Annotated in this window: 27 protein-coding genes and 2 other annotated features; of the genes, 5 read left to right on the forward strand and 22 right to left on the reverse strand. The window is 29.3% G+C overall.

Going from position 1 to position 25854, the window contains the following annotated elements:
• Positions 1 to 6: 6 nt before the first annotated feature.
• Entirely contained in the window at positions 7 to 1749 is a 1743-nt protein-coding gene (locus M2214_RS10785; RefSeq protein ID WP_248477636.1) for an NADH-dependent [FeFe] hydrogenase, group A6, read from the forward strand.
• 47 nt (positions 1750 to 1796) lie between these two features.
• On the opposite strand, the gene M2214_RS10790 is transcribed toward M2214_RS10785, so the two are convergent.
• The 9 genes from M2214_RS10790 to M2214_RS10830 form a co-directional block, all read right to left on the reverse strand.
• Complete coding sequence (locus M2214_RS10790; RefSeq protein ID WP_248477639.1) at positions 1797 to 2894, reverse strand: pyridoxal-phosphate-dependent aminotransferase family protein; 1098 nt, start codon at positions 2892 to 2894, stop codon at positions 1797 to 1799.
• An 18-nt stretch (positions 2895 to 2912) separates the two neighbouring features.
• The gene (locus tag M2214_RS10795; protein WP_248477642.1) at positions 2913 to 3452 is read right to left on the reverse strand and encodes an ECF transporter S component; all 540 of its coding nucleotides are present in this window, start codon (positions 3450 to 3452) and stop codon (positions 2913 to 2915) included.
• Between the two features lie 142 nt (positions 3453 to 3594).
• Positions 3595 to 4707 (reverse strand): sodium ion-translocating decarboxylase subunit beta, encoded by a 1113-nt coding sequence (locus M2214_RS10800; protein ID WP_248477650.1) that lies wholly within the window; start codon positions 4705 to 4707, stop codon positions 3595 to 3597.
• A gap of 31 nt (positions 4708 to 4738) precedes the next feature.
• Positions 4739 to 5104, reverse strand: a complete 366-nt coding sequence (locus M2214_RS10805) for an acetyl-CoA carboxylase biotin carboxyl carrier protein subunit (RefSeq protein WP_248477652.1) — start codon at positions 5102 to 5104, stop codon at positions 4739 to 4741.
• A 26-nt stretch (positions 5105 to 5130) separates the two neighbouring features.
• On the reverse strand, positions 5131 to 5418 hold the full coding sequence (locus tag M2214_RS10810; RefSeq protein ID WP_248477654.1) for an OadG family protein: 288 nt from the start codon (positions 5416 to 5418) through the stop codon (positions 5131 to 5133).
• 13 nt (positions 5419 to 5431) lie between these two features.
• Positions 5432 to 6814: an oxaloacetate decarboxylase subunit alpha gene (locus M2214_RS10815; RefSeq protein ID WP_248477656.1), complete on the reverse strand. Its 1383-nt coding sequence runs from the start codon at positions 6812 to 6814 to the stop codon at positions 5432 to 5434.
• A 256-nt stretch (positions 6815 to 7070) separates the two neighbouring features.
• Positions 7071 to 7952, reverse strand: a complete 882-nt coding sequence (gene galU, locus M2214_RS10820; RefSeq protein ID WP_248484827.1) for a UTP--glucose-1-phosphate uridylyltransferase GalU — start codon at positions 7950 to 7952, stop codon at positions 7071 to 7073.
• A gap of 37 nt (positions 7953 to 7989) precedes the next feature.
• Complete coding sequence (locus M2214_RS10825; RefSeq protein ID WP_248477658.1) at positions 7990 to 9126, reverse strand: glycosyltransferase family 4 protein; 1137 nt, start codon at positions 9124 to 9126, stop codon at positions 7990 to 7992.
• Between the two features lie 176 nt (positions 9127 to 9302).
• The gene (locus tag M2214_RS10830; RefSeq protein WP_248477660.1) at positions 9303 to 10706 is read right to left on the reverse strand and encodes an APC family permease; all 1404 of its coding nucleotides are present in this window, start codon (positions 10704 to 10706) and stop codon (positions 9303 to 9305) included.
• Positions 10707 to 10984: 278 nt separating this feature from the next.
• On the opposite strand from M2214_RS10830, the gene M2214_RS10835 reads away from it, so the two are divergent.
• A complete protein-coding gene (locus tag M2214_RS10835; protein WP_248477662.1) occupies positions 10985 to 11734 on the forward strand; it encodes a peptidylprolyl isomerase in 750 nt (249 codons plus the stop codon).
• 48 nt (positions 11735 to 11782) lie between these two features.
• Here the strand turns inward: M2214_RS10835 and M2214_RS10840 are convergent, their stop codons facing one another.
• From M2214_RS10840 to M2214_RS10870, 7 genes are all read right to left on the reverse strand, one after another.
• Positions 11783 to 13021, reverse strand: a complete 1239-nt coding sequence (locus tag M2214_RS10840) for a cation:proton antiporter (RefSeq protein ID WP_248477664.1) — start codon at positions 13019 to 13021, stop codon at positions 11783 to 11785.
• A gap of 248 nt (positions 13022 to 13269) precedes the next feature.
• Positions 13270 to 13713, reverse strand: a complete 444-nt coding sequence (locus tag M2214_RS10845; protein ID WP_248477674.1) for a MarR family winged helix-turn-helix transcriptional regulator — start codon at positions 13711 to 13713, stop codon at positions 13270 to 13272.
• A 19-nt stretch (positions 13714 to 13732) separates the two neighbouring features.
• Positions 13733 to 14815 (reverse strand): NAD(P)H-dependent flavin oxidoreductase, encoded by a 1083-nt coding sequence (locus M2214_RS10850; RefSeq protein WP_248477676.1) that lies wholly within the window; start codon positions 14813 to 14815, stop codon positions 13733 to 13735.
• A gap of 319 nt (positions 14816 to 15134) precedes the next feature.
• Positions 15135 to 15857, reverse strand: coding sequence for an amino acid ABC transporter ATP-binding protein (locus M2214_RS10855; RefSeq protein WP_248477702.1), 723 nt, complete (start codon positions 15855 to 15857; stop codon positions 15135 to 15137).
• Complete coding sequence (locus M2214_RS10860; RefSeq protein WP_248477704.1) at positions 15850 to 16500, reverse strand: amino acid ABC transporter permease; 651 nt, start codon at positions 16498 to 16500, stop codon at positions 15850 to 15852. The genes M2214_RS10855 and M2214_RS10860 overlap by 8 nt, the downstream gene beginning before the upstream one ends.
• 12 nt (positions 16501 to 16512) lie before the next feature.
• Complete coding sequence (locus M2214_RS10865) at positions 16513 to 17316, reverse strand: ABC transporter substrate-binding protein (RefSeq protein ID WP_248477706.1); 804 nt, start codon at positions 17314 to 17316, stop codon at positions 16513 to 16515.
• Positions 17317 to 17448: 132 nt separating this feature from the next.
• Positions 17449 to 17664 (reverse strand) — a binding site (T-box leader).
• A 38-nt stretch (positions 17665 to 17702) separates the two neighbouring features.
• Positions 17703 to 17917, reverse strand: a binding site (T-box leader).
• A gap of 70 nt (positions 17918 to 17987) precedes the next feature.
• Complete coding sequence (locus tag M2214_RS10870) at positions 17988 to 18398, reverse strand: CBS domain-containing protein (RefSeq protein ID WP_248477717.1); 411 nt, start codon at positions 18396 to 18398, stop codon at positions 17988 to 17990.
• Between the two features lie 187 nt (positions 18399 to 18585).
• Here M2214_RS10870 and M2214_RS10875 point away from each other — a divergent pair, with 187 nt between their 5' ends.
• Entirely contained in the window at positions 18586 to 18783 is a 198-nt protein-coding gene (locus tag M2214_RS10875) for a hypothetical protein (protein WP_248477727.1), read from the forward strand.
• A gap of 208 nt (positions 18784 to 18991) precedes the next feature.
• On the opposite strand, the gene M2214_RS10880 is transcribed toward M2214_RS10875, so the two are convergent.
• The 3 genes from M2214_RS10880 to M2214_RS10890 all read right to left on the reverse strand — a co-directional run bounded on the left by M2214_RS10880 (position 18992) and on the right by M2214_RS10890 (position 21381).
• Positions 18992 to 19192: a cold-shock protein gene (locus M2214_RS10880; RefSeq protein ID WP_248477729.1), complete on the reverse strand. Its 201-nt coding sequence runs from the start codon at positions 19190 to 19192 to the stop codon at positions 18992 to 18994.
• A 107-nt stretch (positions 19193 to 19299) separates the two neighbouring features.
• Entirely contained in the window at positions 19300 to 20406 is a 1107-nt protein-coding gene (locus M2214_RS10885) for an amidase domain-containing protein (protein WP_330651487.1), read from the reverse strand.
• Between the two features lie 105 nt (positions 20407 to 20511).
• On the reverse strand, positions 20512 to 21381 hold the full coding sequence (locus M2214_RS10890) for a metal ABC transporter solute-binding protein, Zn/Mn family (protein ID WP_248477732.1): 870 nt from the start codon (positions 21379 to 21381) through the stop codon (positions 20512 to 20514).
• Positions 21382 to 21531: 150 nt separating this feature from the next.
• Here M2214_RS10890 and cls point away from each other — a divergent pair, with 150 nt between their 5' ends.
• A complete protein-coding gene (gene cls / locus M2214_RS10895) occupies positions 21532 to 22971 on the forward strand; it encodes a cardiolipin synthase (RefSeq protein WP_248477734.1) in 1440 nt (479 codons plus the stop codon).
• Positions 22972 to 23063: 92 nt separating this feature from the next.
• Here cls and M2214_RS10900 read toward each other — a convergent pair whose 3' ends face one another.
• A complete protein-coding gene (locus M2214_RS10900; protein WP_248477736.1) occupies positions 23064 to 23312 on the reverse strand; it encodes a hypothetical protein in 249 nt (82 codons plus the stop codon).
• A 278-nt stretch (positions 23313 to 23590) separates the two neighbouring features.
• Here M2214_RS10900 and M2214_RS10905 point away from each other — a divergent pair, with 278 nt between their 5' ends.
• On the forward strand, positions 23591 to 24151 hold the full coding sequence (locus M2214_RS10905) for a 3'-5' exonuclease (protein WP_248477738.1): 561 nt from the start codon (positions 23591 to 23593) through the stop codon (positions 24149 to 24151).
• 18 nt (positions 24152 to 24169) lie between these two features.
• Here the strand turns inward: M2214_RS10905 and M2214_RS10910 are convergent, their stop codons facing one another.
• Together M2214_RS10910 and M2214_RS10915 are read right to left on the reverse strand one after the other, a co-directional pair.
• Entirely contained in the window at positions 24170 to 24760 is a 591-nt protein-coding gene (locus tag M2214_RS10910; protein ID WP_248477740.1) for a CDP-alcohol phosphatidyltransferase family protein, read from the reverse strand.
• On the reverse strand, positions 24754 to 25836 hold the full coding sequence (locus tag M2214_RS10915; RefSeq protein ID WP_248477742.1) for an ABC transporter ATP-binding protein: 1083 nt from the start codon (positions 25834 to 25836) through the stop codon (positions 24754 to 24756). Before M2214_RS10915 ends, M2214_RS10910 begins: the two co-directional genes overlap by 7 nt.
• Positions 25837 to 25854 lie beyond the last annotated feature (18 nt).

The raw sequence follows: 25854 nt of genomic DNA on the forward strand, positions 1-25854 counted from the left end.
GATAATATGAATTTAGTTAATTTAACTATAAACAATAAAGATATATCCATTCCTAAGGGAACTACTATTTTAGAAGCTGCAAAAGGATTAAATATAAAAATACCTACTCTATGTCATTTGGACCTTCATAATATAAAAATGGTTAACAAATCTGCTTCATGTCGTGTATGCGTAGTTGAGATTGAAGGAAAAAATAATTTGTTTCCAGCATGCTCTACTCTTGTTAAAGAAGGCATGGTAATTAGAACAGATACACTAAGAGCTATAAAAGCACGTCGTACTATAGTTGAACTACTTTTATCTAATCATCCTCAAGATTGTCTTCTTTGTGACAAAAATACAAATTGCGAGCTTCAAACTTTAGCCGCTGACCTTGGAATTTCAGAAATCAAATATAAAGGTCAAACATCAAATCATGGAGTAGATAAGTCAAGTTACTCTATAGTAAAAAACCTAGATAAGTGCATTTTATGTAGACGTTGCGAAACTATGTGTAGTGAGGTTCAAACAGTAAATGTATTATCTGGAGTTGATAGAGGTTTTGAAACTATTGTATCTCCTTCTTTTTACCATTCTATGCACGAAAGTTCATGTACCTTCTGTGGTCAATGTCTAGCAGTATGTCCTACAGCAGCGTTAACAGAGGTAAATAATATACCAAAAGTATGGAACGCTTTATCAGATAAAAACAAAACTGTTATAGTTCAAGTAGCACCTGCAGTTAGAGTTGCTTTAGGAGAAGAATTCGGTATGAAACCCGGCAAACTTGTTACAGGTAAAATAGTTACTGCTCTTAAAAATCTAGGATTTGATAAAGTATTTGATACCGATTTTGCTGCTGATTTAACTATAATAGAAGAAGCTTCAGAACTTATTCACAGAATAGAATCAAATGAAAATCTCCCTATTCTAACTAGCTGTTGTCCTGCATGGGTTAAGTTCTTCGAACATCAATTTCCTGATTTATTAGATATACCTTCAACATGCAAATCTCCACACGAAATGTTTGGAGCAATAGCTAAAACTTATTTAGCTAAGAATATGAATATAAAGCCTGAAAATATGGTAGTAGTATCTATAATGCCATGTGTTGCAAAGAAATATGAAGCTGCTCGTCCAGAACTTTCTAATGAGACAACTAAAGATGTAGATATAGTAATAACTACAAGAGAATTTGCTAAAATGATAAAAGAAGCCGGAATTGACTTTAACTCTTTAGAAGACGACAATTTTGATAATCCTTTAGGTGAATCAACTGGAGCTTCAGTAATATTTGGTACAACTGGAGGCGTTTTAGAAGCTGCTCTTCGTACAGCTTATGAGTGGATTACAAACGATACTTTAGATAATGTAGAGTTCAATCAACTCAGAGGTATGGATGGAATAAAAGAAGCTAGTATAAAAATAAATGATATGAATATAAATGTAGCCGTAGCAAACGGGCTTGGAAATGCTAGAAAAATACTTGAAGATATTCAATCTGGCAAATCTAACTATCATGCTATAGAAATAATGGCCTGCCCAGGTGGATGCATAGGTGGAGGCGGTCAACCTTACCATCACGGGAATTTAGATATAATATCAGAAAGAGCAAAAGGATTATATCAAGAAGATAGATCAAAGAAAACACGTAAATCTCATGAAAATATATATGTTCAAAATTTATATAGAGACTTTTTAGGTAAACCATATGGAGAAAAAGCTCATAAGCTACTTCATACTTACTACCACAAAAGAGCTACTGAATAAAATAAATTAAAATGAAAGCTACTCATAAAACTTGAGTAGCTTTCATTTTATAAAGAAATATTTAAATCTTCAAATACATCATTTAAAGCTTCAATAGTTGATCTTATTTTGTCTTCATAGCAATTCTCACCCATATGACCTATTCTTACAACCTTATCTTTTAAAAAACCAATTCCTCCACCTATAAGTATGTTATGTTCATCCAGCATCTTGTTGTAAATTTCTTTAAAATTTGTTTTTTCAGGAAGAATAATTGTACTTACAGTATTCGAATAACCTTGTGATGGATATAGCTTGAACCCCTTCTCCATTAGAATTTTTCTTGTTATATTAGATACATTCTTATGTCTTAGTATAATATTTTCTTCATCTAATACTCTATCAAGTGCTGTTCTTAAACCATATATATCACTTATTGGTTGAGTATACGGAAACCATTTTTTTTCATACCAATCTTTCCATATAGCAAGATTAGCATAATAGCTTCTAATTGGACTTTCTCTATTTAAAATTTTTGTCCAAGCTTCATCACTTATACTTAAAAACGTAAGCCCTGGAGGAGCTGATAAACACTTTTGAGATCCTCCTAATATTATATCTATTTCCCAATCATCTACTCTTACCTCTTCTCCTCCTATAGCTGAAACTGAATCTACTACAGTTAATATTCCATACTCCTTTAGTAAAGGACAAATAATATCAACTGGATTTGTAATTCCCGAAGGAGTTTCACAGTGTACTAATGTTGCTACTTTAAAATCATTATTTTCGTTCAAAAATTTTTTCAATAGTTCAACATCTATAGACCTATCGTAGCTTGAATTAAAATATGTAACCTCTCCTCCATACATTTTGGCAAACTCTCCAAATCCATTTCCAAATACCCCATTATCTATACACAAAACTTTATCATCAGGCTCTATTAAAGATGCACACGCAGCTTCAAGACCCAGTATTCCTTCTCCATCTAATATAAGTACATCATTTTTTGTTTTTAATAATTCCTTAAATCTATCACATGTTTCCTTATAATATTCATAGAATTTTTGATCTAAATCAGGATTTGTTATTTCCTCAGATAAGGCTTGTCTTACTTTTTGGTGAATATATGTTGGTCCAGGTGTCATTATCAACGGCTTATTCATACTATCTCCTCCTATAATTTATGAAATATTGGCCTTTTTTAATATAGATGCTACAGGCAATCCAAGTATTGCTCCTATAATTATTTGAGTAATATTTCCCGGTATAGATGTTATTGGATAAATCCAATTTCCGTAAAGTATTACTTCTGTCATATAATATCCTATTATCATCCAAATTCCACCTAATACAATTCCCATTAAGTTAAAATATAAATTTCGTCCATTTTTCCCATTTGTATACGCAATATAGCCTACTAAATACCCCATTACTCCCCTTATTATAAATGTAAAAGGTGCCCACATAATCCAACCTGATAAAATATCGAATAAACACATTCCGAAAGCTCCTGCTATAGCACCCTTCTTCTTTCCAAATACAATTGCTGCTATAAATAAAGCTGTATTACCTAAGTGAATTAGTCCTCCATTTACAGAAATAGGCAACCTTATGTTAATAAATTTTGTCGCTATGAATACTAAAGCAATTAATAAAGACGTTATAACAATATCTTTTGCTTTACTGTTTTGATATGAATATTCATTTATATTTGTATCCACTTTATATACCTCCCTTTAGTTTTTAATATTCTTATAACTAATTATATTAAATTTACATTCCAAATCAATGTTTATTGTGCCCATACAATTTATCTATTTTTTCCTAAATAGAAAAAATTGCTGATTTTTAATCAGCAATTTTTTATTTAAATATATTAAGCAATATCCCTGCTGCAACAGCAGAACCTATAACTCCAGCTACATTAGGTCCCATGGCATGCATTAAAAGAAAATTAGAAGGATTTTCTTGTGCTCCCATCTTCTGAACAACTCTTGCCGACATTGGAACAGCTGACACTCCAGCCGCTCCAATCATAGGGTTTATTTTTTTACCACTTAGCCTATACATTAATTTACCCATTAAAACACCAGATGCAGTTCCAATAGAAAACGCCGTAAGTCCTAACAATATAATACCAATTGTTTGAACAGATAGTACGATATCCGCTTCTGCTTTTGCTCCAACTGTAAGTCCCAAAATTATTGTTATTATGTACATCATAGAATTTTGAGCCGTTTCTACAAGTTTTGGAACGACACTAGATTCTTTTATTAAATTTCCAAACATAAGCATACCTATTAAAGGAGCTGATGATGGAAGTAATAAAATTGTAAATGTAGCCACTACTACAGGAAACAGTACTTTTTCTGTTTTTGATACAGGTCTTAATTGTTCCATTTTTACTTGTCTTTCTTCTTTTGTTGTTAAAAGCCTTATAATAGGTGGCTGTATTATAGGAACAAGCGCCATATAAGAATAAGCAGCAAGAGCTATTGGTCCTAATAAATCTTTAGCTAATTTACTTGTAAGATATATAGCAGTTGGTCCATCAGCTCCCCCTATTATGCCTATAGCAGCAGCTTGTGCTCCACTAAACCCAAGTAGTATTGCTCCTATAAAAGCGAAGAAAATACCAAATTGTGCTGCAGCTCCTAAAAGTATACTCTTAGGGTTTGCTATAAGAGGACCAAAATCAGTGCTAGCTCCGACACATAAAAATATCAAAGGAGGATATATCCCAAGCTTTGTTCCCATATATAAATAGTTCAAAAGTCCGTCCTGGCCCATTAAATTAGATTTTGGTAAATTAACCAGAAGCATACCAAATGATATAGGTATTAAAAGATAAGGTTCATATCCTTTTTTTATAGCTAGATATAAGAATATAAAAGAAACAAAAATCATAATTAATTGCTTATATGATATAACGCTAAATCCAGTCGATAACCAAAATTCGTTTAGCATGTTTAACATTTATTCACCACCTTTAAATCTAATTAAATACTTATCCTATGAACAGCAATGCATCTCCTGCTGATACGTTTTGTCCGGGGTCTATGCTTATTGATGATACCTTTCCATTTATAGGTGCTACAATTTCATTTTCCATCTTCATAGCTTCAAGAGTACATACTACTTGACCTTTTTTAACTAATTCCCCTTCTTTAACTTGTAAAGAAACAATTTTACCCGGCATAGGAGCCTTTATACAGTCATTACCTACACTAGATTGTTCTTGTATTGTAGATTGTTCTTTTTGATTAAAATTTTGAATTTCAGATATAGATTCTTTGATAGTTTTATCTCCTTCTACCTCTTCTACTTCCACTTCGTATACTTTATCGTTCAACTTTATCTTGTATTTTTTCATAACATCGCCTCCTGAATATTTTAATATTAAACTACCCTTCTAATACTTTTAATTCTAAACTTACAATCTTTATTCTTGCTTGCAAGAATAGATGCCATCAATGCTGCTACTAAATCATTTTCATCCTTTAGATTTTTAATATCAACTAAATCATCATTTTTAGTGCTAGTCACAGCTATTTGAGAATTACTTTTTTTATCTTCCTTATAAAATAAAACTTTAAATAAATTCAATATTAAAGAAATAATATATAAGCTTAAAAACACTATTCCCATACTTATAAATGTTACTTTTAAAGCTTCTATAATATCCATACCTTATCCCTCCCTATATATATACTTCTATATAACAAACTTCATCTTTTAAATTGCTTGATTTTCTTTTTTTCAAAAACTCTGTCGCAACCTGAGGAAAAAGTGAATAAGAGAGTACATCTTCCTCAGAGCTTGATAAGTCTCTGATTTCCTCTTTCATATCTTCAAACCCATCTTTTAATAAATCTGCTGGTCTTATAGTTATCATTTTTTCAGTTCCTATTATTTTGCTTTTTATATCTTCATTTATAGGTGCTGGAGATCTTCCATAAAGTCCTTTTACATAATCTTTTATTTCCTTTGGTATAAGCTTATACCTTTCTTTAGTTAAAACATTAAATACTGCTTGAGTTCCAACCATTTGACTAAGCGGTGTTACAAGAGGTGGATATCCTAAATCTTCTCTTACATTTGGAACCTCTCTTAAAACCTCTTCATATTTATCTTGTGCATTTTGCATTTGAAGCTGAGATAAAAGATTTGAAAGCATTCCTCCTGGTACCTGATATGTTAAAGTTTTAGGTTCCGTTCCCAATACTTTAGTATTTAATATTTTTTCATCTATATATTTTTGCTTTATAGGTTTAAAGTATTCAGATACTTCTCCCAAAGCTTTCATATTTAATTTAGGATCTTTAATACTATCCTTAAACGTTATCGCCATAGACTCTGTAGGTGGTTGAGATGTTCCCATTGAAAATGGAGATATAGCAGTATCTATAATATCAACTCCTGCCTCTACAGCCTTCATATACGTCATAGAAGCTACTCCACTTGTACAGTGAGTATGAAGATTTATTTCTAAATTAGTATTTTCTTTTATATTTTTTATAAGTTCATAAGCTTTATATGGTGTAAGTATGCCAGCCATATCTTTAATACATATAGAATCAGCACCTAAACTTTCCATTTCCTTTATTTTCTGTATATAATAATCTGTTGTGTGTATTTTACTTGTCGTATAAGATATAGCACATTGACAGTGAGCATTTTCATCTTTTATACTTTTTATAGAAGTTTCAAGATTTCTTACGTCGTTTAAAGCATCAAATACTCTTATTATATCTATTCCATTTTCTATAGATTTTTTTATAAACTTTTCTACTATATCATCCGGATAATGCTTATATCCAAGTATATTCTGCCCTCTAAGCAGCATTTGTAATTTAGTGTTTTTTACTTTTTTTCTTATTTTTCTTAACCTTTGCCATGGGTCTTCATCTAAAAATCTAAGACAAGAGTCAAAAGTTGCTCCTCCCCAAACCTCCATAGCATTGTATCCAACTTTATCCATATCTTCTAACACAGGAATTATCTCATCTATTTTAAGCCTTGTAGCTATAAGTGATTGCTGAGCATCTCTTAATACAGTTTCATTTATTTTTAATCTGCTCATATCTCCACACCTCATTCCTTTAGTTTACTTTAATTTTATCAATATGGTTTATGTATGTACAGTTATTGTAAAAGGTATTTAAAGCTATATAATTTATTTTTTTATTTGTTTAGCTACCTTCTTTTTTTTTTATAAAGTGAGGGATAATTCACATAATTAAATAATAGCATTAAATTATTTTTTTCATTCTTAATAGTACTTAAGATTAGATTTTGCTTAAAAAAACACGAAAAAGCATAGCTTTTTCGTGCCCTTTTTATATAAGGTTCTTTTTTACTGATTCATTTAGATAATCTAAAAACTCATATTTTAATTTTTCATGTTTTAGAGCAAAATCTATTGTTGCTTTTAAAAACCCTAACTTATCTCCAACATCATATCTTCTTCCTTCAAAATTATAAGCATACATTTCTTCTATTTTAGAAAGTTCCTTAAGTCCATCTGTAAGTTGTATTTCGTTGCCTTTACCCGGAGGTAAATTTTCTAATATTTTGAATATACTAGGATTTATAATATATCTCCCTAAAATAGCAATATTTGAAGGAGCTTTATCTATATCAGGTTTTTCTACCAAGTCATCAATCTTATATATTTTATCATCTATATGCGTTGATTTAATTATTCCATATTTATTTACATCTTTTTTAGGAATATCTTGAACTCCAAGTATTGTAGCTTGATACTTTTCATAAACACTTATAAGTTGTTTTAAACAAGGAATTTTAGAATCAACAATATCATCTCCAAGCATTACGGCAAAAGGTTCATTTCCTATAAAATGCTTTGCACAATAAATAGCATGACCTAATCCCTTTGGTTCTTTTTGTCTTATATAGTGAATATTGATCATATTTGATATATTCCTTACTATTTCAAGAAGTTCTTTTTTGCCTCTGTTTTCAAGTTCAAGTTCTAACTCTATAGATTTGTCAAAATGATCTTCTATAGATTTTTTATTCCTACCTGTAATTATTAATATTTCTTCTATTCCAGATTGTACAGCTTCCTCTATTATATATTGAAGAATCGGCTTATCAACTATTGGAAGCATTTCCTTTGGCTGAGCCTTAGTTGCTGGTAAGAATCTTGTTCCAAGTCCAGCTGCTGGTATTACTGCTTTTTTTATATTTTGATTGATATTCCCCCCCTCCTTTCATTATATATTTCTTTAATGTCTAAATAGTTTCAAAAATTTTTAAAAGCTTATTTGCAGTGATTTCCCAATTATACTTTTCCAATGCAAATTCTCTTCCTTTTTTTCCCATATTAATTGCCATATTTTCATTGTCTAAAAGATATTTAATATATTGTTCAAAAGACTTAGGGTTATCATATTCTTCAATTGCAAATCCATTAACACCCTGATCTATTACTTCAGCATTTCCACCTCGTGCAGTAGTTATAATAGGAAGCCCAGCTGCCATTGCTTCATAGTGAACTCTAGCAAGTGGTTCTCTCCATTGAGAAGTACATACAAATATGTCTCCCATATTATAGTATTTAGGTATTTCATCTGGAGTTAAAAAACCCGTAAATATAACTGGATTTTTTAATTCTTTAGCCATATGTTGTAATAGTACTGTATAGTTACTAGGTGTATTAAGACCATACCATTTACTTCCTACACACATTAATACAGCGTTAGGATAAGAATTCATTACTTCTTTCATCGCTTCAAATAAAACATGAGGCCCTTTATTTTTAGATAATCTACCTACATAAAGAATAACCTTTGAATCCTCAAGTCCATACTGTTTTCTCATATTCATCCTATCTTGTACAACATCTTCACTCCAAAATGGTTTTATTTTATTTGAATCTACAGCTGAATATACTGGATTTAATTTACTTTCAGCAGTTGGATATATACTTTTTACTTCATCTGCTACAAATTTACTTACAGTAGTAATGAACTTAACTCTATCTATACATTCTAAAGCCATTTCAGGTTCAATTTTTTTTGGTAACAGCATTTCATTATGAAGGCTAAGACTCAAAGGGGTATTAGGTACAACTTCATTTAATATAGATATCCAACGAGGTCTATTGAATACATGAATCAAATCAAATTCATCATTAATTTCATTTTTAACATTATTTATATACTCATCAGCATTTTCTCTTTGTACTCTAATATAAGTTACATTCTCCTTCTGTTCTCTAGAAGGAAGTCTATCATTTGCTACACTAAAAACTGTTATTTCATGATATTTAGATAAAATAGGCAATACACCTTCTATATATATTTGGATAGCCCCACCTAAAATCGGAGGAACAGGAAGCATTTCTGTACAAATAAATGCAATCTTCATAAAAACACTCCTTTCTTTAATACCTCAGATAAATTTAAATAATTTTTTTAATACTGTAATCTATTGAAATTTTCTTGATACATTATATTTAACTAATTGATAAATGTGATTTTTCAAACGACAAAAAAGCCCCAATATTTAATTGGGACTTTACAAAATCATCATTGTTCTATATTTTATTTAACTTTTAGCAATTTCTTTTCTTCTTCTTTATTAGCTGCATAATATAATTTGGCCCATGCAAAGAATATTGCACCCATCATAGACCATCCTATTATAATGCCCCACTCATAAGGCCAATTAAGAGCAGCTGGAGCACCTGGTAAATATAAAGTTAGCATTCCTAAACTCAATAAAACAGCTATACTTCCTACTAATTTACCACATTTTATCTTGTATGGTCTTTTCATATTTGGTTCTTTATATCTTAAAACTAAAAATGATATTGTTACAATTAAGTATGCCATAACTATTGTAATTCCACCCGCATTAACAAGCCAACTAAGCATTTGCCTTCCAAAGAAAGGTGCTATACTCGAGAACATACCTACTAGTAAAATAGCATTAGTTGGTGTTTTGTATTTTGGATGTATACGAGCTAAAAACTTAGGAAGCATTTTTGAATCTGCCATAGCATAAATTGCTCTACTTCCTCCTACATAAAATGAATTCCAACTAGTCAATATCCCTCCTATCCCAGCTATTACCATAAGCTTTCCAGCTAAAGGACTATTATAGTAAACAGCCTTCATAGAATCTGCTGTAACCATACTAGATAAGTTCAATTCAGTTTGATTAAGTGATAAAGATACAGCATAAATTATCATTACATACCAAAATATAGCCATAACTACTGATAATATAAGTATCCTTCCTATTTTCTTAAACGGCAAGTTAATCTCTGCAGCAGATTGAGGTATAACATCAAAACCAACAAACATAAAAGGTGTCATTATAAGAACAGACAATATACCATTTGAACCATTAATGAATAAAGGCTTCGCATTAACAACATCTCCATTGACTAAAGCTCCTAAAAAAAACAAAATCCCTATAGCAACCACTATAAATGTCAAAACACCTTGTAAAAAAGCTGCAGGCTTTACACCAATGTAATTTATAGCTGTTATAGCAATTGAGCTTACAACCCCTACTAATACCCAGGTAAAATTCACGTCATATCCCATTACAGTATACATGTATCCCTTAACATAATTAGGAAATAAATATTCTACAACAGTAGGAAGTGCAACTGCTTCAAATGCAACAACTGATATATACCCTAGTATAATAGACCATGTACATATAAATGACATATTCTCTCCTAATGCTCTATGACTAAATACATGCTCACCTCCACACTCAGGCATTGCTGATGTCAATTCTGCATAAGTTAATCCTACAAACAATACCATAATACCACCGAGTACAAAAGCAATAGCAGCACCTAATGATCCAGCTTTTTTTATCCATTCTCCTGCTAATACAATCCATCCCCATCCTATCATAGCTCCGAAAGCTAATGCTAAAACATCTTTTTTAGATAGTACTCTATTAAAATCCTTGGACTTACTACCCATTTACAATTCCCCCTTCAAAATACTCAATCCATATGAAACAACTTGCATCTTGTATTCAAGTTGTTTCATAACTCAAAAAAAATTCACCTGTTTTAATTATATGATTTTTTTTGAGAATTATTACATTAATCCCATGATCAGACTCCTTGTTACAATTATATCACATTCTTACATTTTTTTGAAATTTTTTTGGAAATTTATATCTAAAATAAAATTGGACATAATTTATTTTTTTTGTTATTATGTGAAGGAATACGATTTTAAAGGAGAGTTTAATTATGGAAAAAAAAGATGTTCTAGCCGTAGTTGGCACAAAAGAGATTACTGTAACTGATGTTGATTCTGCGCTTCATAGCTTAGGTCCTCAAAGAGCTATGCAATTCCAATCAGAAGAAGGAAGAAAAAAACTTTTAGAAGACTTAATTAACCAAGAATTATTTTATTTAAATGCTATAGAAAATAATGCTGATGAAGAAGAAGAATTCAAAAATGAAATGAAAAAAATAAAAGAAAACTTCTTAAAGCAATACGCTATAGGAAAATTATTAAGCAACGTAAAAGTTGAAGAAACAGAAGCTAAAGAATTCTACGAAAATAACAAAGAACAATTTAAATCTCCTGAAGGAGTTCAAGCTAGCCACATTCTTGTAGAAGATGAAGCTCAAGCTAAAGAAATATTAGCTGAAATAAACAACGGTTTATCATTTGAAGATGCAGCTAAAAAATATTCTAAATGCCCTTCAAACGAAAGAGGCGGAGATTTAGGATTATTTTCAAAAGGACAAATGGTTCCTGAATTTGAAAATGCAGCTTTCAGTATGGAAAAAGGAGAGATTAGCGAACCAGTTAAAACTCAATTTGGATACCATATAATAAAATTAACTGATAAAAAAGAAGCTGACACAAAATCTTTTGATGAAGTTAAGGACAATATATATGGACAATTAATCCACAAGCAACAACAAGTTACATACTTTGAAAAAGTAGAAGAATTAAAATCTAAATATAACGTTACTATAAACGAATAATAAAAATAAAGAAGTCTCTTTAAATTTAAAGAGACTTCTTTATTTTTATTATTTTTTACTTTGTTCTAATACATTTAATTTTTTTGCCACCCACTTTGTTGTACTTGCTTGAATTCCTAATGTTATCAGTATTGCCATAAATACTACTGATGATAAAATACCTTTATTATCTACATTCATACTCATTATCATTCCAGATAAAGCTGCCGGTATTACCCCAGTTTCTCTTACCCACATCATAAATAATATCTCATTCATACTCCACTTTGTTTTTCTATCAAAAATTACACATATAATTACAGATAATGGTCTTACAACTAGCACTAATAAAGCTATTACTACAAGAGATTCTTTCCAATATATTCCCAAAGATATAAAATCAACATGAGTTCCAAGCAAAACAAATATGGATATTCTCATTATAACTGCAAGAGTTTCTCTTACATGGGTTTGTATTTGGTAATCTTTTTCAGGAACCCATAGTCTAAATGTTTTTTTATTACCACATACGAGTCCCGTTATAAATGTAGCCATATACCCACTTCCACCTATAGTTTCAGCAAACATGTAAGAAGCAATAACTGCAACTATAGAAACTAATGGTGCAAATTCATGAAAAAATCCGTATTTACCTTCTGATATAGACATAGATGCCAGAACTCCAATAACTACACCAGCAATCAATCCACCAACAATCATTATCAACAATTCTTCAATATTATGACTTAATGAAATCTTACCTGAATCTATTATTGTGAGTATTGAGAATACAAGTATCGCCCCAACTGCATCATTAAATGCAGATTCACTTATTACAGTTTGTTTTAATCTATCTTTTATATCTATTTCCTTAAACACAGGAACTAGTGTGGCAGGGTCTGTAGATGCTATTACTGAGCCTATCAACAAAGCAGATATAAACGAAATATTAAATATCTTCATAGATATAAATCCAATCGAAAAAGCTGAAATTAGTACACCTAAACTTGCCAATAATCCTACTGTTATTTTTACATCATTTAAAACCCTAAGCTTAACCTCTCTGCCTCCATCATATAGTATATAAGCTGATCCAAAAGTCAATATAAGTTGATTCCCAACAGGATAAGCATCTATACTAGCCATATTTAAAACGGATGGTCCTATTATAATACCAGCTATTAAAAATAATACTACATCTGGTACCTTAACATACTTACTTATTTTTGAAAAAAGCATTCCTACAATCAATATTATAACAGTTAATCTTAGTATTTCATTAACCGCCATCATGGTACTATTCTCCAATTTTATAACCTCCTTTATGCTACTGTATTATTCCGACTGAACAATTATATATCAAAATATAAAAACTAAAAAACTTCATATATGACTATATTTTCCCTTATTAGCTCAAATTATTAGATATTTCCTATTTATCTTTATATTTCTTAAAAATATTATATATTTTAAAGGTTATATAAAATTCTATTATATTTTTAATAAATATAATTTTCTTATGCACAAAAAAGAGCTTATGCAATTTGCATAAGCCCTTAATAGTATTTAGATTTAAAAAAATCACATACATTTTCTAATGATTGTATAAGCATTTTCTGTTCATTTTCATTCAATGTAGAAACTATATTTTCTATAATTTCACAATGAAATTTTTCATGTGTTTGGTAAACAAGTTTACCTTTTTCAGTTAAACCAAGCATTACTATACGTCTATCTTCTTCAATCTTAACTCTTCGCACATAACCTTTTTTTACAAGTCTGTTAATAGATATAGTCAATGTTCCAACTGTAATTTTTAAAGCCATAGCAACTTCGCTCATTTTTTTAAGATTCTCTACTCCAATAGCTTGAATAGTTCTAATTTCATTTATTGATACGTCATTGAATTTTCCTTGAGCAAATATTCTTTTTTCTATATCTGTTAAATCATAAAAAATACTCGTTATTAACGTATTTAATGTTTTAACATTTTCATTCATATTTGTCACCACTTTATGTTTATATAGTATTAAGCTTTGCACTAGCTTCTTCTACAAGTTCCTTCATTAAATCATGTACAGTAACTATTTTATCTAGCTTGTATGCATTACTACCACTAAATATAAGTCCATTTTCTACATCTCCATTAACAGCACTAACCAGTGCCTCTGTTATACAATACGGAATCTCTTTCGGACTACATCCAGATATACACTTATAACACTTTCCTACTGGAATATTTCCAATTCTAGTTTTTTTAACAAAATCATTGCTAATAGCTCTTCCAGGCATACCTACAGGACTTTTTATAAGTTCAATATCATCTTTTTTAGAGTTTATATAAGCTTTTTTAAAATCTATATGAGCTTCACATTCATCAGTAGCTACAAATCTAGTTCCCATTTGAACCCCATCAGCACCAGCTTTAATATATCTTGCTATATCATCACCATCAAATATTCCTCCAGCTACAACAACCGGTATATCCTTTTGATATTTTTCTTTAAAAGGCTTTAAGCTTTCTTTAACTTCATTTACTATCTTAATCAAATCTATATTCTCAATTGATTCTAATTCATCTATAGAAAATCCTAAATGTCCTCCAGCCTTAGGACCTTCTACTATGACTATATCTGGAACATAGTTATATTTTCTATCCCAAAGCTTCGATATTAATGTAGCTGCTTTTGCAGATGATACTATCGGAGCAATTTTAGTCTTTGATCCCTTTATAAGATCTGGCAATGACTTAGGAAGACCAGCTCCTGATATTATTAGGTTTACCTTTTCCTCAACTGCAGTCTTTACCATTTCTTTATAATTTTCCATTGCCACCAAGAAGTTAACTCCTATGATTCCATTAGGACTTAAATTTTTTGCTCTTTTTATTTCTCTTCTTAAAGCTCTTATATTAGCTGCTTTGTTATCAACTCTAAAGTCATCTTCTTTATAACCTATTTGTACTCCTGATATAACTCCAATTCCACCTTCATTAGCAACAGATGCTGCAAGTCTAGCACCCGATACACCAACACCCATTCCTCCTTGAATAATTGGAACCTTAGCTATTAAATCTCCTATATTTAAAGATGGTAATTTCATGAATTTATCTTCCTTTCATTTTTATTTTGACATTCAAACCTTTTGATAATCAAAGTATATATAAAAACACACCAAAAGTCAACATAGATTAAATCTTTTTGTTAACATATTTAATATTATAATTTCCTATTCTTTATAAAAAATTCTATTTATGCTATGTAGCTAACAAGCTCCATAAGCTTTGTTACTTAAATATAGTTGGCATATTCCTTGTATCACAAAACAACGGTTGTTAGAATATAATTATATTCTAACAACCGTTGTTTCTTGATTAAAAACTATAAAATTTAAATACGTTCATATCTATAATTTCTTAAAACTACAATACTTTACTTAAGAAATCCTTAGTTCTTTCATTTTGAGGATTTTCAAATATTTCTTTAGGACTTCCTTGTTCTATTATTTTCCCACCATCCATAAAGATAACTCTATCTCCTACTTCTTTTGCAAATCCCATTTCATGAGTTACTACAACCATAGTCATACCCTTTGATGCAAGCTTTTTCATAACATCTAGAACTTCACCTACCATCTCAGGGTCAAGTGCAGATGTTGGTTCATCAAATAACATTACATCAGGTGACATAGCAAGAGCTCTTGCTATTGCTATTCTTTGCTTTTGACCTCCTGATAATTGTTTAGGATAATTAGCTGCTTTATCTTCAAGCCCTACTGTTTTTAATAACTGAATAGCTATTCCTTTGCTCTCTTCATCACTCATACGCTTAAGATTTTTAGGTGCAAGTGTAATATTATCTAACACACTCATATGTGGGAATAAATTAAATTGTTGAAATACCATTCCCATCTTTTCTCTTTGTTTGTCTATATTATTAGTATTACAAGTTATAGATTTTCCTTCAAATATTATATCTCCACTTGTAGGATGCTCAAGTAAATTAAGACATCTTAAAAATGTACTTTTACCAGAGCCACTAGGACCTATAACAACTACTACTTCACCTTGATTTATATGTTCATCAATGCCCCTTAAAACATGATTGTTTCCAAATTTTTTATTTAAATCATTAATCTTAATCACTTACAGCCATCCCCCTTTCAATTTTGTTCATAAATTTAGAAAGTGTAAATGTTAATACAAAGTATATAAGAGCAGCAATCATTAATGGCTCAAATGGTTGATACGTATTACCTCTTACTATATTAGTATTGTACATAACATCCGCTATACCAACAACCATGACTATTGAAGACTCTTTTATTAAAACTATAAATTCATTGCCTAGTGCAGGTAATATATTTTTAAGTCCTTGAGGTATTATAATATATCTCATAGCCATATTATGACTCATTCCTAATGATCTTGCAGCCTCCATTTGTCCCTTATCAACAGCCTGAATTCCCGTTCTTACTATCTCTGCTACATAAGCAGAACTATTAATCGATAAAGCTATTACACCAGATACAAAAGGCGGCATATCTAACCCTAATCTAGGAAGCCCATAATAAACTATAAATATTTGAACCAATATAGGTGTTCCTCTTAAAAATTCTATATATACACTAGATATTATATTTAACACCTTATTCTTAGATAATTTCATAAGAGATACGAAAAGACCTAGTATTACACCTATAAATACTGAACATACTGAAAGTAAAACTGTGTTTTTAGTTCCAGTTAAAAAGAACATATAATACTTACTTAAGAAAGAAAAATCCACTATACTCAACTCCTAATCAATCATCTCTGTCGCTTCAACTACAAATTCTTCTATTTTATTTTCTTTAACTAATTTATCTAATGTCTTGTTCATCTGATCTACAATTTCTTGGTTTCCTTTTTTGATAGCTATAGCAGATCCACCAGTTTCATCTTTAATTGTTATATCTGCAAGTCCAAGATCACTATTTTTATCTACATAAGCCTTTGCAACTGGTAATTCAACTATTGCAGCATCTATCTTATCATTTTTAAGTTCAAGAATAATATCAGGTATTTTTGTAAGAGATTTTATTTGAGCATCTTCTATTTCGTCTTTAGCTATACCTTCTTGAATAGATGACATTTGCACTCCTACTTTTTTTCCTTTTAAATCATCCATAGATTTTATATTATCTTTGTTTTCTGCCTTAACAACTATAGCTTGAGTTGCATTGTAATATATATTAGTAAAATCTACTTTTTCTTTTCTTTCACTAGTAGGGTTCATACCAGCTACTACAAAATCAACAGTTCCAGTATTTAAAGCTGCAAGTAACCCCCCAAAATCCATATCCTTAATTTCAAGTTCAACTCCCATATCATCTGCTATTGCTTTAGCAATTTCAATATCAAATCCAACTATCTGATCTTTTCCATCTACTTCTTTGTGAAATTCATATGGTGGATAGTCTGCACTAGTTCCAAGTACTATTTTTCCTGATTCTTTAATTTTTTCATATTGAGAAACCTCACTTTTACCACATCCTGTAAAAACCATTCCTAAACATACAACCATAAATACAACAATCATCTTATTAATACTCTTTTTAAACATTTTAAATCTCCCCTCTCATATTTTATTAAAATTTTACTTTATTAATTTAAATCGCTAAAGTGCAACCGTTGACTATTTCCTTTTAGACACCTCCTACATAACATTTGTACAAAAAAAACTCGTCTCTCAAAAATAAGAGACGAGGTATATGCCCGTGTTACCACTCTTGTTGATACAATAAAATTGTATCCACTCATTGTCCTTTAACGATAGGTACCGTATTTTCCTACTATTATTTCAGAAAATCTCCTCCATGGCTCTTTTCAATACAACTATGTTACTAGACTCACACCAACTCTAGCTCGCTTTAACAATCATCATATCTACTCTCCACTTCACTGGATTTAAATATTATATTTTTATATAAAAAAACTCGTCCCTTAAAAATAAGAGACGAGGTATATGCCCGTGTTACCACTCTTGTTGATACAATAAAATTATATCCACTCATTGTCCTTTAACGATAGGTACCGTATTTTCCTACTATTATTTCAGAAAATCTCCTCCATGGCTCTTTTCGGTATAACTATGTGCTAGACTCACACCAACTCTAGCTCGCTTTAACAATCATCATACTTACTCTCCACTTCACTGGATTTAATATTATTTTGCTTGTTTTGTTTAACTTAATATGTATTATACACATATAATTTTAAAGTGTCAACATATTTTTAATTTTTTTTGTCAAATAATGATTTATAGCAATAATCTATGATTTCACTTCTCTTTATTATACCTATAAAAATATTTTGGTCATCAACCACAGGTACAAAATTCTGATTTATACTTAGAGAAATCAAATCTTCTATATTTGAATTAATATAAACAGGCTTATTATCCATTTTTCTAGGTATATCTTTTAATAAAATTTTACTAGTATTTTTAAAGTTTAAATCAGGTGTATTCTTTAACTTCCAAAGTAAATCCCCTTCAGTAATCGTTCCTACATACCTTCCATCATCAATTATAGGAATAGCTGTATATCTATGGTACTCCATTTTCTCTAAAGCTTGACGCATTGTCGCTTCTGGTGTTAAATAAGCTACCTCTATTTTAGGTGTAAGAAAAAAAGCTATATTCATATGTTTTCTCCCCTATTTTTAAATTTTAGTCTATCTAAATAGTATCTTACTTGAGATTAAAAAAGATGTCAAGTTTGACGCAATGTATAAATTCCCATAATAAAATCAACCTATATCATGTTATACTTGTAAGTATAGTATTTCTCACTATAACTAAAAGTTAAAAATTATGGGGGAGGGATTAGTTTTGAATAATATAATAAGATTCGTAGGTATATTGATGAGTTCTTTTGGAATTATTTTAAGCCTAATATCATCGTATCAATTTTCAAATATAGATAACTTTAAAAAATTGTTTTTTGCAGCACTCATAGGCGTTTTAAACGTATTTGCTCTGTTATTGTTTATAGATAATAAAGCCTATACAAAAAATGATATGAACTAAAAAAATTCGTCTAATTGCTACGCACTGACTCATGTAGCCAACGCCCCCTACGGGCTCCGTTACTCAAAATATTTGCAACTGTAGTTCTTCCATCAATATTATCCACAATTTAAAAATTATATAATTTCCTTAAGCATAAAAAAGTCGCTTTATAAAAAAGCGACTTTTAATATAATAAATCTATTAAAGACCTTATACAAGTTAAATATTATAATTTATTAACGTTAGCAGCTTGAGGTCCTCTAGCTCCATCAACTACTTCAAACTCAACTTGTTGTCCTTCTTCTAATGTTTTATATCCATCTCCTTCTATAGCTGAAAAATGTACGAATACATCTTCTCCACCTTCGATAGATAAAAATCCATAACCTTTTTCTGCATTAAACCACTTAACAGTTCCCTTGTTCATTTATAACATCCTCCTAAAACGAATTTGAAACAAATATACCATTTGTTTACTTTATAATTAAAATTACTACATTTTCAGCCTAATGTCAATACATAAAACGAAACTTATCAATAATGTACCCTAACAAGCCAAAATTTGATTTTTTTATTACTCCAACCAAGATCCCAAGGTACTCTATATCTATCAGTATTGTGGCAGTTCACAAGAGAATATCCCTTAGAATCAGATCCTGTTACAACCGAAATATGAGTTACCTTTCCTTTTTTCTCATAAGCTACAAAATCACCCGGTTCAAGTTTATAAGATGCCTTATAAACCTTGTCATAATCTCCATATGCTATTAAAGATGCTCTTCCACTATATATCATATAATTTTTAAATGCATGTGCATTTACCCAAGCTTTAGTAGCTCCTTTGGAATCATAATTCCATGCTTTTGTTTTTCTAAAACTTCCTCCCTCATGTAATATTTGAGATGCAAAATTTGCACAATCTCCTCCTAAGGGATTATAGTTTCTATATTTTCTATTGTACTTAAAATCATACTCTTCATCTGATGCTGCACCACAAAACATATCTGCATATTCTAAAGCTTTTTTTCTTCTTTCATTCATATTAGAACTATCTCTTTTTCCTTGCTCTAAAATATGAGTTTTGATATCATCAAATTTTATATTTTCTAAATCAAGAGAATCTGCAAAAGGATCTGTATACCACTCTTTAGTTATACACCATCCCTCTTCATTTTTGATAGTATTTAAGGAGTGATATGTTCCTATTCTAAACATGTTAATTTCATTTTTAGCATTGTCATATTCATATTTGTATTCAGTTGATGCAGTAAAATTTATCAAATATCCTCCTTCCTTAGGTTTTATTCTGTTTATCTTCAGTTTAGTCTTTATATCTTTAAATGTAACCCCCTGTTTATTTGACCAGATATGTAAGTACTTCATTTTTTTCATTTCATGTTCATATGCCCATACTCCATATTTAGTGCTTTTATCATATAGATTATTTAATTTACTCTCATCTGCATCTAGAAGTGCCTTATTTCTTGTTTCAAATATTTCTTCTAATATTTCCATACATTCTTGATCAGTAAAAGCCATTATAACCTTGGATTTAATTTCGAATGAATATAAAGATATAGCTAAAGTCAGTATACATATAATTCCTATAAAAGATTTCTTTTTATTTATTATAATAAACACATTTATACCCCCTAAAATCTACTCACAGAATTATATGTATTTAATTTTTAAAATAGAATAAATATAATCTAATATTGCTAATAATTTTTTTTTACAAAGTATAAATTAATGTTTTAATCCTAGCTTTATCTGTTTTAAATTTTTTTTCATAATATCTATATAGCCTAACTTTGTATTATTACTCAAACATTCAATAGAATTTAAAGGTAAAATATTAACTTGAAGTTTTTTTGATATTTCTTTTAAATTTTCATCTATTTCATTTTCTGAAAATATATATTTTATTTTATTATCATTTATAATTTTGTCTAAATCATCTTGTTTAGATATATCTGAAATATCTATTTGATTTAAGTCATATCTATTTGCAATATAAGAAAAAGCATTACTTGAAACTAATATATCTTTTTCATTTAAACTATTTATCTCATCAGAATATAACTTATCTAATTTTATTAATTCTCGTTTAAATGAATAGTAATTTTTTTCATAAATTTTTTTATTTTTAGTATCAGCTTTTATAAAGGCATTTTTTATATTATTTGACTCTCCTATTACATTTAAAGGATTTAACCATATATTTGAATCTTTTTTCACATCGTCTATAATTTTTATACCTTCGCACGCTTTTACAATTATTAATTTATCATTTGAAATAGAATTTATAATATTATCAATCCATGGCTCTGCTCCATCATATATTAATACATCACTTTTATTTAAATCTTCTATAATTTCTTCAGTTAATTCAAATTTATCTGGTTTTGTTGAATTTGGAACCATCATTTTTAAATCAATTCTATCTTTACCTATATTTTTTGCAAATTCATACATGGGATAAATTGTAGTGTAAACTTTAATCTTATCCTCCTGCCTTAAAACCTCATTTGATGTTTGTATTGTTTTACTTTTATTAACTGATATTATAAATATTGATAAAACAACAGCAAAAAAAATTAATACCTTACTCTTCATATCAAATTCCTCCTATTTATATGTATTCTTTATGATTTTTTACATAAATAGTTAACAATATACACTTTAACTTATTTAAAATAGTTGAATTTTTATCTATTTTTAAATAAACTATATACATCATTAAACTTAGTCTTAAAGGAGGTTTTTATGATTTCAAATGCATTGTCCGTAGTACTAATATTGAATATATTATTTGCCATTACAATAATATTTTTAGAAAGAAAAAAACCAAGTGCTACTCTAGCTTGGCTTATGCTTTTAGTTTTGATACCTAATATAGGTTTTATTTTTTACTTATTATTTGGTAGAAATTTAAGCAGAAAAAAAATATTTGAAATTAAACCAGAAGAAGCAAATAAAATAAATATAATTTTGGAAAATCAAAAACTGCAACTACAAAATAACTCTTTAAAACTCAATGATGCATCTATTAAAAATTACAAAGACATGGTTTATATGCATTTAACTCATAGTGAATCTATTTTCACACAAAACAATAATATTGACATATTCACAGATGGGAACGATAAATTTGAATCACTAATAGAGAGCATTCAAAATGCAAAAGACCATATACACATGGTTTACTTTATAATAAAAAATGATTCATTGGGTAAAAAAATAGTACATGAACTTACAAAAAAAGCAAAGGAAGGCGTAGAAGTAAGATTTTTATATGATGCTATAGGTAGTCATTCACTTCCTAGGAACTTTTTTAAAAATCTTAAAGAAGCAGGAGGAGAGGCTGTGGCTTTTTTCCCTATAGTAATTCCTTTTTTAAATCTTAATATAAACTTTAGGAACCATAGAAAAATAGCTGTAATAGATGGTACAGAGGGCTTTATAGGCGGTTTTAATATAGGAGATGAATATTTGAGCCTAAATAAAAAAATGGGCTATTGGAGAGATACTCACATAAAAATAACAGGCGATGCTGTTCATATGCTGCAAACTAGGTTTTTGTTTGACTGGAGAAGTGCCAACAATAAAAAATTAGAAATAAAACCTAAATATTTTCCTCAAATAAATTCAAACGGAACTACTGGTGTCCAGATAATCTCAAGTGGACCCGACTCTGAATGGGAACAAATAAAATACGGTTATCTTAAAATGATCAATGCAGCCAAAGAAAGCATATATATACAGACTCCTTATTTTATACCAGATGAAAGTATACTTCACGCTTTAAAACTCGCTTCCTTATCAGGAGTAGATGTCAAAATAATGATTCCAAATAAACCAGATCATATGTTTGTATATTGGGCTTCATCTTCATATGCTAGCGAATTACTTAAAATAGGTGCCAAGTGCTATATCTATGAAAAAGGATTTATACATGCAAAAACAATAGTTGTAGACGGTAAAGTAGCATCTGTTGGAACAGCTAATATGGATGTTAGGAGCTTTAAACTCAACTTTGAAGTTAATGCCTTCATATATGATAGTGTAATCTCAAATGAGTTTAAAGAGATATTCGAAAATGATATGAAAGATTGTACTCAAATCACTCAAGAAATATATAAAAATAGACCTTTAATGATAAAATTCAAAGAATCAATTTCAAGACTGTTATCTCCAATACTATAGTTTTCTTATAAATGAAAAATAAACGAGGATATCCTCGTTTATTTTTTTATTCCAAAGTTAAGAATTCTAAAATTTCCAAATTAAGTTTTACTTTATAATGAATCTAATATTTTTTCAATCTTTCTCGCTACTCTACCTAATTTTTCTTCAATACCCTCATTCCTTATTTTAGCTCCACACTTTGGACAATAAATAGTGGTTTTAGGTAATACAGCTTTACATCCTGGTTCAGGACAAACTACATGTCCTACATCCTTTGGTGTTATTCTTCTTTTACACCTAGGACATCTACTTCCAGGTATATCCGAAATTTCTTTATGGCATTTAGGACATTTTAGCATATTTATCTCACCTCGTATAAATAATAAAAGAGTTGTTTAATTAAAACTCTTTATATATACTATTCTTTTTTCATCATTATTGATAAAATGTAGATATAAATAATTGTTAAGTTTCGCTTTATCCGAAAGCCAAAAGTTCTAAAACTCCATCTTTTTATGACTGTAGATAAGAACTTAACAGCTTCTGGATTAGCTCAGCTAAAAATTCAGCTGGAGTAAAGATTCCATATGAATTAAGTTTCGCTTTATACGTAGCAATATAAATAGGAGTGATTTTTTTGAATTATATAATTTTCGATCTTGAACTAAATAGTAAACCTTTCAAAAGCAAGATACCAAACGAAATAATAGAAATAGGAGCAGTTAAGCTAAATGAAGATTTAGAAATAGTAGACAGATTCCAAGCCTTTATAAAGCCTAAGTATTTCCCAAGATTATTCTCTAGAATAAAGAAAAAAACTAATATAAAACAAATTGACATAAACAATGCCAAATCTTTTAAACTAATATTGAAATCTTTCAAAGACTGGCTAGGTGAAGATTATATGTTGTGCTCTTGGGGATATGACGATTATTACCATATAAAGACTAATTGCAAACTTCACAATATAAAATCAAGCTGGATTCATGAATTTTTAGATATACAAAAACAGTTTTCTAAAATCAATAAATTAGAAAAAGGTAAAACAGCTAGTCTTTCAAACGCACTGACTTTGTGTGATATAGAAATAGAAGACACAAATATGCACAGAGCTGATATTGATGCTGAATATACTTGTAAAATATTTATTCATCTATTTGAAAAACTTGATTTTTCTAGTATCTCTATAAAAAAATAAAAGCTCAATATTGAGCTTTTATTTTTTTGTAAATATTTTTTTTGCTTCCATCATCCGTTGAATTGCAGTTACAAATATCAATAAAGAAAATATATTCGTTATTAAAGCCATATTGTTTGGACTCAATATCATAAATGTAAAAAATATAAATCCTTCCGTTCTTTCAGCTATTCCAGCTTGATAATAAAATGATTTTATACCATTTTTTTCACTCAAAGCACCTACAGTTAGAAATATAGTCATTGAAAAAATTATGCAGCAAGTAAGTATCAAGTAGTTAAATAATAATTCGTTAAATTTAAGTGCTAAACTTATTATAATAAATATTTCTACAATTCTATCAAAAGTAATGTCAAGTAGCGTACCCCAAGGAGTTGATTTATTACTTTTTCTTGCCATAGCACCATCGACAGCATCTAAAAATCCAGATAGCCAAAGTAATAAGCATGCAACTATATTATAATCAAAATACACTCCAACAGATGCTATTATTCCCGTTATAAATGCTAATACAGTTACTTGGTTTGGTGTCATTTTCAAACTCAAAAAACCTTTGGACGCTTTATCTATCATAGGATTAACATATTTTCTTGCATGAGTATCTAACATTGCATTCCCTCCTCATCTGATATAAATAAAAGTCCTTTTTCATCATAGTGTACAGAAACTTTTTCACCAACTTTAAATTCGATATTCGGTTCATAAACTTGTATTGTTTCAAATTCGATAAAATTAATGTCTACTCTAAACAATATAAATCCTTGTCTAAATGAGCATTCTTTTATTGTACCTTTAAAAATATTTGTATGTTTATTACAATTATCAAATTTTAATACTTTTAGACATTCAGGCTTTAAAATAAGATTTCCCATTACATCATCTTCATTAAATTTATTTAACTTTATTTTTAAATTATTTGATCTAAATATTTTGTCCTTAATATTTCCATATAAAACATTATTAATTCCCATAAATTTAGCAACATGAGCATTGATAGGATTTTGATATATTTGCATAGGAGATCCATTTTGTACTATCCTTCCCTCTTTCATTATGATCATATCATCAAATAAATCAAATGCTTCTTCTATATCGTGTGTTACAAACACTATAGTCATCTTATATTCTTTATGAATTTTTAATATAAGATTTCTCATTTCTTTTCTTAATTCAGGATCTAAAGCACTAAAAGGCTCATCCATAAGCAATACTTCAGGCTTTAATACTAGACTTCTAGCTAAAGAAACTCTTTGCTTTTGTCCCCCACTCAATTCATTTGGATATCTTTTTTCAAACCCTTTAAGTCCTACAGATTCAAGTACATCACCTATTAATTCTGAGATTTTTTCTTTTGAAATTTTTTTAATTTTAAGGCCAAAACTTATATTTTCATAAACACTCATGTGAGGAAACAATAAATTTTCTTGAAATATCATACCTATATTCCTTCTTTGAGGTAAAATTTCATTAATTGTTTTTTCATTCATACAAATAGTTCCCTCATCAATATTAATAAGGCCTGCTATTATCTTTAAAAGTGTTGTCTTCCCACACCCAGATCCTCCAACTATTCCAAAGAAATCTTTATCCTTAATCTTAAGTTTATCTATATTCAAATCAAAATTAGACGTTTTTACATATTTACCATAAGTTTTTTTTATATTTTTTAAGTATAATTTCGTCATAAGCAAATCTTCCTCTCA

This window comes from Tepidibacter aestuarii, assembly GCF_934924865.1.
Taxonomy (GTDB): domain Bacteria; phylum Bacillota; class Clostridia; order Peptostreptococcales; family Peptostreptococcaceae; genus Tepidibacter_A; species Tepidibacter_A aestuarii.

Bases quoted from the DNA above. Each gene is read 5' to 3' on its own strand.
- M2214_RS10785 (WP_248477636.1), top strand. From the start codon at position 7: ATGAATTTAGTTAATTTAACTATAAACAATAAAGATATATCCATTCCT.
- M2214_RS10790 (WP_248477639.1), bottom strand. From the start codon at position 2,894: ATGAATAAGCCGTTGATAATGACACCTGGACCAACATATATTCACCAA.
- M2214_RS10800 (WP_248477650.1), bottom strand. From the start codon at position 4,707: ATGTTAAACATGCTAAACGAATTTTGGTTATCGACTGGATTTAGCGTT.
- M2214_RS10805 (WP_248477652.1), bottom strand. From the start codon at position 5,104: ATGAAAAAATACAAGATAAAGTTGAACGATAAAGTATACGAAGTGGAA.
- M2214_RS10810 (WP_248477654.1), bottom strand. From the start codon at position 5,418: ATGGATATTATAGAAGCTTTAAAAGTAACATTTATAAGTATGGGAATA.
- M2214_RS10815 (WP_248477656.1), bottom strand. From the start codon at position 6,814: ATGAGCAGATTAAAAATAAATGAAACTGTATTAAGAGATGCTCAGCAA.
- M2214_RS10825 (WP_248477658.1), bottom strand. From the start codon at position 9,126: ATGAAGATTGCATTTATTTGTACAGAAATGCTTCCTGTTCCTCCGATT.
- M2214_RS10830 (WP_248477660.1), bottom strand. From the start codon at position 10,706: ATGGGTAGTAAGTCCAAGGATTTTAATAGAGTACTATCTAAAAAAGAT.
- M2214_RS10835 (WP_248477662.1), top strand. From the start codon at position 10,985: ATGGAAAAAAAAGATGTTCTAGCCGTAGTTGGCACAAAAGAGATTACT.
- M2214_RS10845 (WP_248477674.1), bottom strand. From the start codon at position 13,713: ATGAATGAAAATGTTAAAACATTAAATACGTTAATAACGAGTATTTTT.
- M2214_RS10850 (WP_248477676.1), bottom strand. From the start codon at position 14,815: ATGAAATTACCATCTTTAAATATAGGAGATTTAATAGCTAAGGTTCCA.
- M2214_RS10865 (WP_248477706.1), bottom strand. From the start codon at position 17,316: ATGTTTAAAAAGAGTATTAATAAGATGATTGTTGTATTTATGGTTGTA.
- M2214_RS10870 (WP_248477717.1), bottom strand. From the start codon at position 18,398: ATGAATATAGCTTTTTTTCTTACACCTAAAATAGAGGTAGCTTATTTA.
- M2214_RS10880 (WP_248477729.1), bottom strand. From the start codon at position 19,192: ATGAACAAGGGAACTGTTAAGTGGTTTAATGCAGAAAAAGGTTATGGA.
- M2214_RS10890 (WP_248477732.1), bottom strand. From the start codon at position 21,381: ATGAAGAGTAAGGTATTAATTTTTTTTGCTGTTGTTTTATCAATATTT.
- cls (WP_248477734.1), top strand. From the start codon at position 21,532: ATGATTTCAAATGCATTGTCCGTAGTACTAATATTGAATATATTATTT.
- M2214_RS10900 (WP_248477736.1), bottom strand. From the start codon at position 23,312: ATGCTAAAATGTCCTAAATGCCATAAAGAAATTTCGGATATACCTGGA.
- M2214_RS10910 (WP_248477740.1), bottom strand. From the start codon at position 24,760: ATGTTAGATACTCATGCAAGAAAATATGTTAATCCTATGATAGATAAA.
- M2214_RS10915 (WP_248477742.1), bottom strand. From the start codon at position 25,836: ATGACGAAATTATACTTAAAAAATATAAAAAAAACTTATGGTAAATAT.